3 protein-coding genes are annotated in these 15,804 nt (G+C 72.6%); all 3 read left to right on the top strand.

What is annotated here, in order from left to right; genetic code table 11:
- Nucleotides 1-17 precede the first annotated feature (17 nt).
- The 3 genes from NR798_RS19010 to NR798_RS19000 are packed head-to-tail and all read left to right on the top strand — an operon-like array spanning nucleotide 18 to nucleotide 15,797.
- Complete coding sequence (locus NR798_RS19010) at nucleotides 18-6,353, top strand: beta-ketoacyl synthase N-terminal-like domain-containing protein (RefSeq protein ID WP_375772899.1); 6,336 nt, start codon at nucleotides 18-20, stop codon at nucleotides 6,351-6,353.
- The gene (locus NR798_RS19005) at nucleotides 6,346-7,758 is read left to right on the top strand and encodes a cytochrome P450 (protein WP_375772898.1); all 1,413 of its coding nucleotides are present in this window, start codon (nucleotides 6,346-6,348) and stop codon (nucleotides 7,756-7,758) included. The genes NR798_RS19010 and NR798_RS19005 overlap by 8 nt, the downstream gene beginning before the upstream one ends.
- Nucleotides 7,755-15,797 carry an SDR family NAD(P)-dependent oxidoreductase gene (locus NR798_RS19000; protein WP_375772897.1) on the top strand — a complete coding sequence of 2,681 codons (8,043 nt, stop codon included), beginning with the start codon at nucleotides 7,755-7,757 and terminating at the stop codon, nucleotides 15,795-15,797. Before NR798_RS19005 ends, NR798_RS19000 begins: the two co-directional genes overlap by 4 nt.
- Nucleotides 15,798-15,804: the final 7 nt, after the last annotated feature.

Below are 15,804 nucleotides of genomic sequence, written 5' to 3'. Positions count from 1 at the left end.
TTCCTGGAAAACCGATCATGTCGACCCCCGATAACGTCGAAGCCCGCAAGGCGTTGCTCCGTCAGGCGCTGTCCAAGATCGAAGGACTGGAGCAGCGGCTCGCCCAGGCCGAGCAATTCCGAGACGCGCCGATCGCGGTGGTCGGCGTGGCGTGCCGGTTCCCCGGGGACGCCACGACTCCGGAGCGCTACTGGCAGAACCTGGCGGCGGGCCGGGACGCGGTGAGCGAAGTGCCGCCCAGCCGCTGGGACAACGCCACCTGGTTCGACCCGGATCCCGAGGCGCCGGCCAAGACATACTCGCGCCACGGGGGGTTCCTCGGCGCCATCGACCAGTTCGACGCGCCCTTCTTCGGCATCGCGCCGCGCGACGCGCGCTCGATGGACCCGCAGCACCGCCTGGTCCTCGAGTGTGTGTGGGAGGCCTTCGAGCGCGCCGGAATCCCGCCCGCCTCGCAGGCCGGGAGCCGCACCGGGGTGTTCGTCGGCCTCGCCACCACCGACTACGGCTGGCTGCTCCAGGACAGCAAGGGTGCGGCAGCGCTCGACGCCTACTTCCTGACCGGCGTCGCCCCCAGCTTCATCGCCGGGCGCACCGCTCACGTGTTCGGCTTCGAGGGGCCCGCCGTGTCGATCGACACCGCCTGCTCCTCGTCGCTGGTGGCGATCCACCTCGCCTGCAACAGCCTGCGCTCCGGTGAGACCGACGTGTCGATCGCCGCTGGCGCCAACCTGCTGCTCGCGCCGATGCCGCAGGTGATGATGTCCAAGGTCCGCGTGCTGTCGGCCTCGGGGCGCTGCCGCGCATTCGATGCGACCGCGGATGGCTTCGTCCGCGGTGAGGGAGTCGGCGTGGCCGTCCTCAAGCGGCTCTCCGACGCGGTCGCCGCGGGGGATCCGGTGCTCGCCGTCATCCGCGGAACCGCGGTCAACCAGGACGGCGCCACCAATGGCCTCACCGTCCCGAGCAAGAAGGCCCAGGAGAAGGTGATCCGGGCCGCGCTCGACAATGCCCGGATGAACCCGCACGACGTGACGTACGTGGAGGCCCACGGGACCGGCACCTCGCTGGGAGATCCCATCGAGCTGCGGGCGCTGGGTGACGTCTACGGCAAGGATCGTCCGCGGGAGTTCCCGCTCTACGTCGGCTCGGTCAAGACCAACTTCGGTCACACCGAGGCAGCCGCCGGTATCGCCGGGTTCATCAAGGTCGTCCTGGCGCTCGGGAACGAAGGCATCCCTCCGCACCTGCACTTCCAGCGGCCCAACCCCCACCTCGACTGGAGCCGCCTGGGCATCCAGATCCCCACGTCGATGGTCCCGTGGGGCAACGCCCGGCGCGTTGCCGGTGTGAGCGCCTTCGGAGCCAGCGGCACCAACGCGCACGTCATCGTCGAGGCCCCACCGGTTCGTGAGAGCACCCCCGAGACAGCGCCGGCTCCAGCTTCGCGGCGCGCCGAGCTGGTGGTGCTCTCGGCACGGAGCCCCGCCGCGGTGTCGGCGCTGGCGCAATCCCTCGGGGGACAGGTGGAGAGCGGGCCGGCGGTGCCACTCGCGGATCTCGCGGCGAGCGCGGCGGGTTGCCGCAGCCACCACGAGCACCGGCTCGCGGCCGTCGCCGAGACTCCCGCGGAGCTCGCGGCGGTGCTCGCGGACATGGCGCGCGACGTGCCACGCACCGAGGGAGCGCGGGGCCGGGCGGATGCCGACACGCGCCCGCGGATCGCGTTCGTGTTCCCCGGCCAGGGCTCGCAATGGCTCGGAATGGGGCGCGAGCTGCTGGCCCAGGAGCCGGTGTTTCGCGCCGCGGTGGAGCGCTGCGCCGAGGCCTTCGCCCCCCACGTGGACTGGGCGCTGCTCGACGTGCTCGATGGCCGCACCGAGGCCGAGCGCATCGACATCGTGCAGCCGGCGCTGTTCGCGATGTCGGTCGGGCTCGCCGCGCTGTGGCGCTCCTGGGGGATCTCGCCCGACGCGGTGGTCGGCCACAGCATGGGAGAGGTGGCGGCCGCGCACGTGGCCGGGGCCCTGTCGCTGGAGGATGCCGCACGCATCATCTGCCACCGCAGCCGGCTGCTCCGCACGGTGAGTGGACAGGGGTCCATGGCCGTCGTCGAGCTTGGAATGGAGGCGGCGCAGGCGCGCCTGCAATCGCGATCGGCACTGCTCTCGATCGCCGCCCACAACGGCCCCCATTCCACGGTGATTGCCGGGGAGACCGCGGCGCTCGAGGCGCTGCTGCGCGAGCTCGAGGCGGAGGCGGTGTTCTGCCGCCGGGTCCAGGTCGACGTCGCCTCGCACAGTCCTCAGATGGAAGCGCTGCGCGCGCCCCTCATGGCCGGGCTCACCGGGCTGAAGCCGCGTCCCGGGACCACGCCGCTCTACTCCACCGTGACCCAGCAGGTGCTGGCCGGCGGTGAGCTCGATGCCGCCTACTGGGCTCGCAACCTCCGCGATCCGGTCCTGCTGGCGCCAATGATCGATCGCCTGCTCGACGACGGCCACACCCTGTTCCTGGAGCTCAGCCCCCACCCGGTCCTGCTGCCGATCCTCGAGGAGAGCCTGGCCCGCCGGGGCGGCCGCGCGACGGTGGTGGGCAGTCTTCGCCGCGAGAAGTCCGCGCGCCGGATGCTCCTGCAGTCGCTGGGCGAGCTCTACGTGAGGGGAGCCCCGGTCCAGTTCCCGGCGCTCTACCCGAAGCCCCGCCGGCTTCCGCTGCCGACCTACCCGTTCCAGCGCGAGCGCTACTGGTTCGACGCGGGGAGCCGGCGCGAGCGGCGGGTGGAAGCGGCCGGCGGGCTGCTCGGCACCGGAGTCGAGTCCTCCGTGGCGGGCCGCACCGCCCTCTGGCAGCGGTGGTGGAGTGGCGACAACGCGGGCTTCCTCGGTGAGCACACGGTCGCCGGGGCGGCCCTCCTGCCCTCGACGCTCTTCCCGCTGCTGGCCGTCGAAGCGGCGCGCCGCGCCGGGGGGGCCTCCTCACAGGGGCTGAGCGGGCTCGTCTTCGGTGCCCCGCTGGCACTCGGCTCTTCGGCGGAGCAGGAGCGCGAGTTGCAGCTGGCGTGGCTCGACCCGGCGAGCAGACCTGGCCGGTTCCGGGTGTCCAGCCGGCGCGCCGGCGAGGCGTGGACGGTGCACGCCGATGGCCGGGTGGTGGTGGAGGAAGCGGCGAGCGCGGCCACCGAGCCGCTCGAGGCCGTGCGCGGCCGGCTCTCGCGCGGAGTCCCCGGCGCCGAGCTGTACCAGGCGATGGAGGCCAACGGCATCGTCAACGGGCCGAACCTGCGTCCGATCGAGGAGCTGTTCGCCGGTGAAGGCGAAGCGCTGGCACGGCTGACGGTCTCCGAGCGCGCCGCCCGCGCCACACATGGACTGCCCCTCCACCCCGCCCTGTTCGACGGGGCCTTGCAGGCCGTCGGCGCGGTCCTGGCCTCTTCGGTGAAGGGTGGCGGCGCGCCGCTGCCGGTAGGGATCGAGCACCTGAGCGTGCACCCGTCTCCGGCCACCAGCGGCTGGAGCCACGTCCGCGTGCGCGCCCTCTCCGAGGGGAAGTGGAGCGCGGACGTGACGCTGTGGGACGACACCGGCGCGCCGCTGGCCCAGGTGACGGGCCTCCGCCTCGAGCAACAGGCGGCGGCGCGGCAACAGGCGACCCGGCTGTTCTGCCCGCGCTGGGAAAGCGCCCCCTTGCCGGAGCCCGAGGCGTCAGCGGCCCCGCGCTCCGGCCGCTGGCTGATCGTCGCCAGGGCCAGCGCGCTCGGCCGGGCGCTCCGCGACGTCCTCATCTCGCGCTCGCAAGACGTGCGCCTGTGGGAGGCCGACGGACCCCTGGGGCCGGAGGAGCTCTCTCGAGCCGCTGGCGAGGACCCGCTCGTCTGGAGCGGCATCGTCTACCTGCCACGCGACGGCAGCGCCACCGGAGCGCACGGCACCGCGGCGGCGGAGTTGCTGTCCGAAGTCGCCGCGGACCTGCGGCTCCTGTCGCGCTCCGCCTCGCAGCTTGCCTCCGCGCCCGCGCTTGCCGTCGTGGTCGAAGCCGCCTCGAGCGCTCAGGACGAGGCGCCATTGGACCAGACCCTGGCGGTCTTCCAGGCCGCCGTCGGCGCCGTGGGCCGGGACGTATCGCCGCTGCGCTGCACGCGGATCGAATGGACCCGGGGTGCTCCGCTCGACGGCGTGGTCCGCGAGCTCGTGGAGCGCCCGGACGAAGACGAGGTGGCGTGGCGCCCGGAGGGACGCTACGTGGCTCGCCTGTGCCAGCCGCCGCTGGAGCCGCCGATGGCCCACCGGGCGTACGCCGGCGAGCCATGCCGCCTGGAGGCCGGAGGAAACGGAGAGCTGGCGGGCCCGTCGCTCCGCCCCCTCACCCGAACGGCACCCGGCCCTGGCGAAGTGGAGCTCCGGGTGCGCGCCATCGGATGGGCTGCCCATGAACCCGGCGTGGCGCTCGCCGCCACGGGTCTCGGGTACTGCGGAACGGTGGTGGCGCTCGGACAGGGGGTCGATCAGGTCGCCATCGGCGACGAGGTTCTCGGGATCGCGCGCGGTGGCCTGGCCTCTCATGTCATTGCGCCAGCGGCCTGGCTTGTGCGCCGGCCGGAGTCACTCACCGTGTCGCACGCGGCCGGCGTCGCCCTCCCCTCTGCGGCAGCCTGGCATGCGCTGCACGAAGCCATCAGGGTCGGGCGAGGCGAGCGCGTCTTCGTCCATGGAGCCGCCTCCGGTGTCGGGCTAGCCGCCGTGCAGCTCGCGCTGCGGGCTGGGGCCGAGGTGCATGCCACGGCCGCGCGGTCCCAGGTGGAGTACCTGCGAGGCCTCGGCGTCGCCAGCGTCACCGCTTCCGACTCCCCGGGGTTCGTCGACGAGTTGCTGCGCACCACCTCGGGGCGCGGAGTGGACGTGGTGTGCAACACGCTGCCCGGCGCGGCGAGCGCAGTGGTCGCGCTGCTGGCTCGTGGCGGGCGCTTCCTGGAACTGGCGCCGCGCGCTTCGAAGGCCACGGACATCGAGGGCGAGGCGCTCGAGCAAGGCCTCTGGCAGAACCTCCAGCGCCGCCGCGCCTCCTATCAGGTCATCGATCTGGCGGAGCTCGCGGAGGATCGTCCCGCCGCCTACAGGGCCGCGTTGGAGCGGGCCGTCGCGATGTGCGAGCGCGGTGAGCTGTCCCTCCTTCCCGTCCGCGCTTACGCCCTGGGCGAAGCCGGGCACGCCCTGGCGCACGGTGACGAGGCCGGCGCGCGGATCCTCTCCTTCGAGGACGGCCGCACCGCGCGGTTGACGGTGCCGCTGCCCGCCTGGACGGGGATTTCTCCCGAGGGCTCCTACCTGCTCGGCGGCGATGGCTCGGCGATGAGTGCCTGGCTGGTGCGCTGGCTCGCCCAGGAGGGCGCCTCCCACGTCGTCGTGGTCACGCCGGGCTCCGGTGCCGGCGGCGATGCGCCGTCCGCCGAGCTCGCCCGGGCCATCCAGGAGGCCGAGGCCTCGGGGGCGCGGGTCGAGTGGCGGCGCGAGGCGAACCTCGATCGCGAAGACTGGGCGCGGCTCCTGCGGCCCGGCGAGCGCGAGGCTCCGCGCTGGAGAGGGGTCTTCTACGGCGCATCGGCGTCCGAGCACCCGCTCGGCCTGGATTGGGCGACGAAGGTGCTCCCGGCACTCGAGCTCGCGGCGGCCACCGGTGACCTCGCGCTCGACGGCTTCACGCTCGTCAGCGCACTCGGCGCCATTCCTGGGGGCAACCAGGAGGCGCTCGCGGCGGCCTTCTCCGCCATCGCGGAGACGCGCTTCCGCACCGGGCTCCCGGCACTCGCGTTGGCACTCGCGCCCGCGGGTGCTGGCGACGATCGCTCCACCGAGCTGGCGCACCGCTTGCGCGAGGCGCTCGCGACACGCCAGTCCCAGCTCGTCGCGCTGCCGGCGCGGATCGACCCGGCCTGGTTCGAGCGCGTGCGCACGCAACCGCGCTTCGCCGCTCCGGTCGCCGAGCTGGCCTCCACCGCGGCGCTCGGGTCGACGAGGAGTGCGCTGCTCGCGGCCAGTGATCCCCAGGTCCGGAGGACTCACCTCGAGGAGCTGTTGAGAGCGCAGGTGGCCGCGGTCCTCGGAATGGAGGCCTCACGGCTCGACGCGCAGACCCAGCTCCTGGAGCTGGGTCTCGATTCGCTGATGGCGCTCGAGCTGCGCGATCAGGTCCAGAAAGCGCTCGGTGTTCAGCTGTCCATGGCGCTCCTCCTGGCAGGCGGCGTGCTCGCCGAACTGGTTGACCACCTCGTCGAACTCTGGGAGCGCTCCAGAGGCTCGTCCGCCGGCCCGAGCGAAGACGGCAATCGCAACGTGGAGAGGGAATCCCATGTCTGACACCACTGAAATGAAGTCCACCACCTCTTCCAGCGAAGGCCTTCCCGGGGGCCCCTCCAGCGCGTTCTGGACCTCGGTTCGCTACGCGACCGATCCCGTGAGCCTCTACCGGGATCTCACCAGGTACGGCGATGGACACACCGTCACGATGCCGCTGCAGATGGGGCCCGTCGTGGTGGCGTACAGCCCGCAGGCCGCCAAGGACATCCTGACCGCCGATATGTCGACGTTCGACCTCTACGGCCCGGATGCGCTGGCCATGGTCTTCCGGCCGCGCTCGCTCGTCATGCTGACGGGCGAGCCGCACGCACGGGAGCGAAAGCTCCTGATGCCGCCGTTCAGCCGCAGGCAGGTCCTCGGCGCCTATGCCGTGACCATGAAGGAGACGGCGATCCAGTACGCGAGCGAGATGGCCAACGGCAAGCCGTTCGTCATGCAGAAGCTCGCCCAGCGGATCATGCTCCAGGTGGTCATCCGCGACATGTTCGGCGTGACGGAGCCCGCCGAGCAGGACGAGCTCCGGGTGCGCATTCGTGAGCTCTTCGATGCGTCGTCGCCCGCCCTCATCTTCTTTCCCGCGCTCCGCCACCGCTTCGGCGGGATCGGGCCGTACGCCACCTGGCAGCGCGCCGACGCGCGGCTCACCCAGCTCATCCACGGACTCATCGCCCGGCGCCGCGCCGAACCGTCCAGCTCCAAGCTGGACCTGCTCTCCCTGCTGCTCACGGCACGCTACGAGGACGGCAGCGCCCCCAGCGACGAGGTCATTCACGACGAGCTGATGGCGCTGTTCCTCGCCGGGCACGCGGCCACGGCGACGACGATCGCCTGGGTGTTCTACTGGCTGCATCGCCATCCCGAGACGCTGGCGAAGCTGCGCCAGGAGCTGGCCACGCTGCCGCTGGACGCCGCGCCGGAGCGCTATACCGAGCTCTCCCACCTCGACGCGATCTGCAACGAGACCATGCGCATCTATCCGCCCGTGGCGGATCTGTACCGCAAGCTCCGGGTTCCGCTCCGCATCGGCTCGCGCACCATTCCGGCGGGGACCGGGGTCGCGGTGTTCACGACGATGCTTCACGCGCGGGAAGACATCTTCCCGGAGCCGCTGCGGTTCCGCCCCGAGCGCTTCGCCGAGCGCAGCTACACCCCCTTTGAGTTCATGCCGTACGGAGCCGGTGCGCGGCGCTGCATTGGAGCCTCCTTCGCCCACCAGGCGCTGCAGATCGTGGTCTCGTCGATCCTGCGCCACTGGGAGCTCGAGCTGGAGTCGTCGCAGGAAGAGAAGGCGGTGCGTCAGGGAGTCGGGGTGGGACCCAAGAACGGGGTGCGGATGCGCATCCTCCGTGCCGCCACCCAGGAGCCGGTGCCTGCCTCCGCCCAGCCGCGAGCGGTGAACTCATGACCTCGCCGGCCCTCAACCAGCTCATCGGGTGGATCGCCGAGGATCTCGGCGCGCATCTGGGGGTCGATCCGCAGGTGATCGATGTCCACGAGCAGTTCAGCCGCTACGGGCTCGACTCGCTCGGGGCGCTCACGCTCGTCCGCAAGCTGTCACAGCGGCTCGAACGGCCCATCTCCCCGGTCGCCGTCTGGCGCTTCCCCACTCCGCACGAGCTGGCGGCGCACCTCCATGGCGGAGCCAGCGCGGAGGCCGCCCCCACCGGCGGCACCGCTGACACCACCAGCGGGGCCGCGGAGGCGGCGCGTGGCTCGCCGGACGAGCCCATCGCCATCATCGGGATGTCCTGCCGCTTTCCCGGCGCGCCGAATCTGGAGGCGTTCTGGCAGTTGCTCCGCGACGGAGTGAATGCCATCTCCGAGGTGCCGCGCGAGCGCTGGGATGCCGCGGCCTGGGCCAACGCCGAGCCCGGTGCTCCCGGTGCCACCGGGGCGCGCAAGGGCGGGTTCCTCGAGCAGGTCGATCGCTTCGATCCGCTGTTCTTCGGGATCTCTCCGCGCGAGGCGATCACGATGGACCCCCAGCAGCGCCTCATGCTGGAGCTCACCTGGGAGGCGCTGGAGAACGCCGGCATCGTCGCCGAGACCCTGAAGGGAAGCCAGACCGGCGTCTACGTCGGCTCCGCCTGGGTCGATTACGGCCGGCTGCTCTACCAGCAGGGCGCGCAGGCCATCACCCAGCACACGGTGACCGGGCACCACCGCAGCATCCTCGCCAACCGGGTGTCGTACGTGCTCGGCCTGCAGGGCCCCAGCCTGTCGCTCGACTCGGCCTGCTCGTCGGCGTTGGTCTCCGTCCATCTGGCCTGCGAGGCCCTGCAACGCGGTGACGCCACGATGGCGCTGGCTGGGGCGGTGAACCTGAACCTCCTGCCCGAGAGCACCCACGCCATGGTCAAGTTCGGCGCGCTGTCGCCGGACGGGCGGTGCGCCACCTTCGACGCCGGTGCCAATGGCTACGTGCGCGGCGAGGGTGGAGCCGTGGTGGTGCTCAAGCGGCTGTCGCGTGCCCTCATCGACGGCGATCCGATCGTCTGCGTCATCCGCGGCTCCGTGGTGAACAACGATGGTGCCAGCAACGGACTGACCGCCCCCAACCCCGTGGCGCAGGAGGCACTGCTGCGCGCGGCGTATCGCCGGGCGCGCGTCGAGCCGGGCGATGTCCAGTACGTCGAGCTGCACGGCACCGGCACCCAGCTCGGCGATCCCATCGAGGCCAGTGCGCTCGGCGCGGTGCTGGGCAGGGCCAGGCCGGCCGGCGCGCCGTTACTCGTCGGCTCGGGCAAGACCAACGTCGGCCACCTCGAGGCCGCCGCGGGCATGGTGGGGTTGATCAAGACGGCGCTCTGCATCTCGCACCGGCGGCTCGTCCCCAGCCTCCACTTCACGACGCCCAACCCCCACATCCCCTTCGAGGAGCTGAACCTTCGGGTGCGAACCCAGGAGGGGCCCTGGCCCGCGGCGGAGCGGCCGCTGGTGGCCGGCATCAGCTCCTTCGGCATGGGCGGGACGAACGCGCACGTGGTCGTCGCCGAGTGGCCCTCGCCGCCGGCCGCGAGTTTCCCGCTCGCCGCCAGCAGCACGGAGGCCCTGCGCGAGGAGGCTCGCGGGTGGTTGGAGACGGTGGAGCGCCCGGGCCGCGAACCGCTCGTCACCCCGGCGCCGCCGTCCTCGTCGTCCGAGCATCGTCTGGCGCTGACCGCGCGCTCCTCGGGTGAGCTCGCCCAGGGTCTGCGGGACTACCTCGAGGGCAAGGCGAGCCCGCGCCTGGCCGCCGGCCGGGCCACGCCCGGTGAGGCTCCGAGGGTGGTGTTCGTCTTCGCCGGCCAGGGGGCGCAGTGGCTCGGAATGGGCCGCTCGCTGCTGCACCGCGAGCCGGTGTTCCGCGCCACGCTCGAGCAGTGCGGACGGTTGATCCAACAGCATCTCGGCTGGTCGCTGCTGGAGGAGTTGACGGCCGGTGCGGAGAGCTCCCGGCTGGATCACGTCGAGGTCGGCTGGCCGGTGAGCATCGCCGTGCAGATCGCCCTGACCGAGCTGTGGCGCACGTGGGGAGTGGAGCCGGCGGCCGTCATCGGGCACAGCGGCGGTGAGATCGCGGCGGCGTACGTCGGCGGCGCGCTGAGCCTGAGCGACGCCATCGAGACCATCTGCGTCTACGCGCGCATGCTGGCCCGGGTCCGCGGCCAGGGAGCGATGGGCCTGGTGGGCCTGTCATGGGAAGACACCGCCCGGGAGCTGACGGGCCATGAGGGCCAGCTGTTCCGCGCCATCCACCACGGCGTGAACGCCACCGTGCTCGCGGGCAAGCCGGACGCGCTCGATGCGCTGTTCCGCTCGCTCGAGCAGCGGGAGATCTTCTGCCGCCGGCTGCCGGTGGACGTGGCCCCGCACAGCCCGCTCGTGGAGCACCTGCGCGCCGAGCTCCTCGAGGCGCTTCAAAAGGTCCAGCCCCGTCCGTCCCGCATCCCGATCGCCTCGGCGGCACTGGGCACCGTGATCCCCGGTGAGCGCTACGACGCCGGGCACTGGGTCCGCAACTTCTGCGAGTCGTTGTCGTTCTCGACCGCCATCGACGGGCTGCTCCGGGACGGATACGAGGTCTTCCTCGAGGTCAGCCCGCACCCCAGCACCCTGTACGCCATCCAGGCGAACCTGAAGCACCACCACCGCCCGGGCGTCACGCTGCCTTCGCTGCGGCGCGACGAGGACGAGCAGGCGGTGATGCTGGACTCCCTGGGCGCGCTCTACGCGCTCGGCGTGCCGGTGCGCTGGCAGGAAGTTGGCCCCGCCCGGGTGCCGCCCGCCGCCGAGCAGCGAGGCTCCCCCATGCCGGTGCCGCTCTCGGCCCGGAGCGAGGCGGCACTGCGCGCGCAGGCCGGGGCGCTGGCCGCCCACCTCGAGTCCCATCCCGAGCTCCGGCTGGGCGAGGTGGCGCGTTCTCTCGCCACCACCCGGACCCATTTCGAGCATCGCGCCGTGGTGGTGGCGAGCGAGCGCGCGGAGCTGCTCGCCGGCCTGCGGGCGCTCGCCGAGGGCGCCTCCGCTCCCCACCTGGTGAGGGGCAACGTCAAGCCCTCGGGCAAGCTCGTCTTCGTCTTCCCGGGGCAGGGCTCGCAGTGGCCCGAAATGGCGCGGCCGCTGCTCGACAGCAGCGACGTCTTCCGCGCCCGCATGGAGGCCTGCGCCGAAGCGCTGGCACCGCACGTGGATTGGTCGCTGCTCGCCGTGCTGCGCGGCGAGGCGGGCGCCCCGTCGCTGGAGCGCGTCGACGTGCTGCAGCCGGTGCTGTTCGCGGTGATGGTCTCCCTGGCCGAGCAGTGGCGCCACCTGGGGCTCCGGCCCGACGCGGTGGTGGGACACAGTCAGGGAGAGATCGCCGCCGCGTGCGTCGCCGGGGCGCTGTCCCTGGGTGACGCCGCCAGGATCGTGGCGCGGCGCAGCCAGGCACTCGCCATGCTCGCCGGGCTGGGCACCATGGCGCTCGTGGAGCTGCCGGCGGCCGAGCTGGCGCCGCGTCTCGAGCGGTTCGACGGCCAGCTCGCCATCGCCGCCATCAACGGCCCCCACTCCACCGTCATCTCCGGCGGGGTGGCCGCCGTCGAGGCCCTGCTCAGAGAGCTCGAGGCCGCGTCGGTGTTCGCCCGCAGGATCCGGGTCGACTACGCCTCGCACGGCCCGCAGGTCGAGGCGGTCCACGACCAGTTGCAGAGCGTGCTCGCTGGAATCCAACCGGCCACGTCCGAGCTGCCCTTCGTCTCGACGGTGAGCGGACAGGTGCTCGATGGCTCCCTGCTGGACGCCGAGTACTGGTACCAGAACCTCCGCCGGACCGTGCGCTTCGCCGACGCCGTCGAGCTGCTGGTGGCCGGGGGGCACCACTTCTTCGTCGAGGTGAGCCCGCACCCCGTCCTGACGATGGCGATGAAGGACACCCTGGAGGCCGCCGGGCGCCCCGGGGCCGTCGCCGGCACGCTGAAGCGCGACGCTGGAGATGCGCGCCAGCTCCTGCTCTCGCTGTCCGAGCTGTTCGCGCACGGCTTCTCCATCGATTGGAGCCGCCTGCATCCGGTGGGGCGCCGGGTGCCGCTGCCAACGTATGCCTTCCAGCGGGAGCGCTATTGGCTCGAGACCGCTCCAGTCCAGCAGCGCAGCCGTGGCGACGCGACACGAGGCCTGTTCGGCGCGCCGATCCCGTCCTCGCTCGATGACGGGCTCTGGCTCTGGGAAGGCGTCATCAGCAACGAGCGCCTGCCCTACCTCGGGGATCACGTGGTCGACGGCCGGGTGATCGTTCCCGGCGCCGCCTATCCGGCCATGGTGCTCGATGCCATCGAGGGGACCCCGTGGAGCGGCGGCTCGGTGATCGCGGAGCTGGAGCTCCACGCCGCCCTGGACGTCTCGCCTCCCATCGAGCGCACCGTGCAGTTGGCGTTGATCGCGAGCGGGGACGGAGCGGCTTCGTTCCGGATCTCCAGCCGGGACGGCTCCGGCGCTGGTGCGGTGCGAGGCTGGGTGCTCCACGCCAGCGGAGTGCTGCGCCAGGCCACCGGCGCGCCCGCCGCCTCGCCCCAGGACGTGCCGGCGCTCCAGGCGCGTTGTGCCCAGCGCCTCACGGCGGAGGAGCACTACGCGACGTGCCGCGCTTGGCGGCTCGGCTATGCCCGCGGCTTCGCTGGCATCACCTCGGTGTGGCGAGGCACGGACGAGGCGCTCGCCTCCGTCTCCGTCCTTCCCACCGGTGCTGGCGAGCCCGTCCACCGGCTCGATCCCCGGTGGTTCGACGCGGCGCTGCAGGTGGCGCTGGCGCTCGACCCGCGGTACCCGGGGCGAACCGCCGCCGCGGCGGTGATGCCCGTGGGATGGCGCTCGCTTCGCGTCCACGCCCTGCCGCGCGCCAACGACCAGGTCTGGAGCCACGTACGGCTTCGCGAGACGCACGCCGAGCGTCAACTGATGATCGCCGACATCGCGATCATGGATGCCTCCGGCCACCTCCTGCTCGAGGTGGAGGGGCTGCGCCTGCGGCGCCTGGAGTCCGCCAACGAGCGCGAGCAGGTGCTGCGCCTCGAATGGCGCGAGGCCACGCGGGCCGCCACGGCCGAAACGCCGGCCGCCGGCCACTGGCTCCTGGTGGGCCGGGGCAGCGTGGCCGACGGCGTGCGTGAACGCCTGGAGGCACGCGGCCACACCGTCGCGGTGCTCGATGCGCACGAGCTCTCCGGCGACAGCGGCCGGGCCCATGCCCGGATCCGGGAGAGCGCGAGCCGTCAGGGCTCGTGCATGGGAGTCGTGCACCTCGCCAGCCTGGAGATGATGGCGGTTCCCGCTGGCGAGGAGTCGATGGTGGCGGCCAGCGAGCCCGTGTGGGCCAGCGCGCTGCACCTGACCCAGGCGCTCACCCGTCAGGGATGGCGTGATGCTCCCCGGCTGTGGTTCGTCACCCGGGGCGTCCAGACGGTCGATGGCACCTCGAGCTCGGACGCCGCGGCGCTCGCCAGCGCCCCGCTCCTCGGCATGGCGAGGACGATCGCGTACGAGCACCCCGAGCTGCGCTGCACGCGGCTGGATCTGCACGCCGGGCCCTCGGCCCAAGACGCGGACGCGCTCGCGGAGGAGCTGACCGCCGAGCTGCTCGCGGGTGGCGCCGACGATGAGGTCGCGCTGCGCGACGGCCGCCGCTTCGTCGCGCGTCTGGCCTTTGGCCCGTTGGGTCCTCCCACCACGCATCGCGCGCTGGCCGCTGGACGGCCGTTCCAGCTGGCCGTGGCCGAGCCGGGCACTGCGGGAGCCGTGACGTTCCGTCCGCTCGAGCGGCGCGCCCCGAAGGAAGGCGAGGTCGAGCTCGAGCTGAACGTCGCCGTGCTCGCTCGCCGGTCCGTGACCTTCGCGTGTACGGGGCGGGTTACGGCCGTCGGGGCGGGCGTCGGCCAGGAGCTCGTCGGCCAAGAGGTGGTGGCGGTGGGCTCGGAAGGCGAAGCGCTCGCCACGCACGCCGTGCTCCCGGCGGCACGAGTGGCTCCGCTCCCGCACGAAGGCGCGTCCGAGAACGCGGCCCGGGAGGTGCTCGGCATGATGATGGCCAGCCATGCACTCGAGCACGTCGCGCGGGCCGAGGCGGGTGAGCGCCTCCTCATCCACTCCGCTACCGGCACCGCTGGGGTAGCGGCCATCCAGGTGGCGCAACGGCTCGGCCTCGAGGTCCTCGCCACCGCCGCCAACGAGCAGGAACGCGCCACCTTGCGCGCGCTGGGAGTGGTGCAGGTGGTGGACTGCCCGCCCCAGGCCTTCGCCGATCGGGTCCTCGCGCTCACCGGCGGGCGTGGGGTCGACATCGTGCTCGACTCCGCCGCCGAGTCGCGCCACGGCGAAGCAATGGCCGAGAACCTGCGGGTGCTCGCACCGTGCGGCCGGTTGCTGGAGCTCGGCGCGCCCCAGTCCGCCAGTTCCGCACGAATCCCGCCGTCGCTCTTCACCAGGGGCCTGTCCTACGCCACGGTGGACCTGAGCGCCGTCGCTCAGGCGCGCCCGCAGCGGTTCGCCTCGCTGTTCCACCAGGCCGTGCGGACGATGGCGGCCGGGCCGCTGCCTCTGCTGCCCGCGCGAGTGGTGCCGATCTCTCGAGTGGGCGAAGCGGCGCGCGGCGGGCTCGAGGGGCAACACCCTGGCGAGCTGGCCTTCGCGCTGCGCGATCCCGAGGTGGCGCTCGAGGGAAGCGGGCCCCGGTTCCGCGCCGACGCCAGCTATGTCGTCACGGGTGGACTGGGAGGCCTGGGCCTGTCCCTGGCGAAATGGATGTTCGAGCAGGGGGCACGCCGTCTCGTGCTGGCGGGACGCAGTGCGCCCAACGAAGCGGCGAGGAAGCTCATCGGCGAGCTCGAGCAAGGCGGCGCCACCGTCGTGCTCGTGGCCGCCGACGTGTCGCGGCCCGCCGATGTGGACAGGCTGCTGCGCGAGGCCGAAACCCCGCAGGCGCCACTCCGCGGGGTGTTCCACCTGGCTGGCATCCTCGACGACGGGCTGGTCGCGCAACAGGACACGGCCCGCTTCCGCCGCGTCATGGCGCCGAAGATCGACGGCGCCTGGCACCTGCACCGGCTCACCCGGGAGCGTCCGCTCGACTTCTTCGTCCTCTACTCCTCCGTCGCCTCGCTGCTCGGCTCACCGGGACAGACCGGCTACTCGGCGTCCAACAGCTTCCTCGATGCGCTGGCTCAGCACCGGCACGCCGCGGGGCTGCCCGGGCTGAGCATCTCCTGGGGTCCGTTCTCCGAGGTGGGCCTGGCCGCCGCCCGCGAGGTTCGCGGCGAGCGGTTGCAGGATCGCGGCATGGCGAGCATGTCCACGCAGGCGAGCGAAGCGAGCCTCGCCGGGATCCTCGTTCGTGACGAGCCCTGGGTGGGTGTCGTCTCGCTGGACGTGGGCCGGTGGCTCGACTTCTATCCGACGCTCAGTGCCAGCGCGTTCTTCGGCGACCTGATCGGGTCCGTCGCGGCCTCGGCGGCAACGTCCGCCGGCCATGCACAGCAGGCGCTGGCCGCCCGGCTGCGCGCCACGCCCGGGCAACTCCGGATCGCGCAGCTGGAAGGTCTGGTCCGCCACCAGCTCGCCAAGGTGCTGCAGTGCCGGCCCGAGGCGATCCCCGCGCAGGCCGCCTTCACCTCGCTCGGATTGGAGTCGCTCACCGGGCTCGAGCTGAGGAACCGGCTCGAGAAGGAGACCGGCCTCCGGCTGCCCGCCACCCTCATCTGGACGCACGGAACCCTCGCGAGCCTGGCGCGCGAGCTGCTCGAGCGGCTCCTCCCCGATGACCGCGAGGTCCGCGCCCCACCGCCTGCCCAGGAGCCAAAGCCCGAGCCGAAACGCGAAGCGCCCGCCGCGGCGCAGACCGAGGAGCAACTGCGTGAGCGCGCACGCGCGATGAGCGAGGAGCAACTGCTGGCCGAGCTCGCTCAGGAGCTCGACGAGGTGGGTGGCATCTAGTCCGCAG

This window comes from Archangium gephyra (assembly GCF_042230915.1).
Classification (GTDB): domain Bacteria; phylum Myxococcota; class Myxococcia; order Myxococcales; family Myxococcaceae; genus Archangium; species Archangium gephyra_B.
The sequence above is the reverse complement of the archived record's forward strand: the minus strand, read 5'-3'. Positions and strand labels throughout refer to the sequence as shown.

Bases quoted from the DNA above. Each gene is read 5' to 3' on its own strand.
- NR798_RS19010 (WP_375772899.1), top strand. From the start codon at position 18: ATGTCGACCCCCGATAACGTCGAAGCCCGCAAGGCGTTGCTCCGTCAG.
- NR798_RS19005 (WP_375772898.1), top strand. From the start codon at position 6,346: ATGTCTGACACCACTGAAATGAAGTCCACCACCTCTTCCAGCGAAGGC.
- NR798_RS19000 (WP_375772897.1), top strand. From the start codon at position 7,755: ATGACCTCGCCGGCCCTCAACCAGCTCATCGGGTGGATCGCCGAGGAT.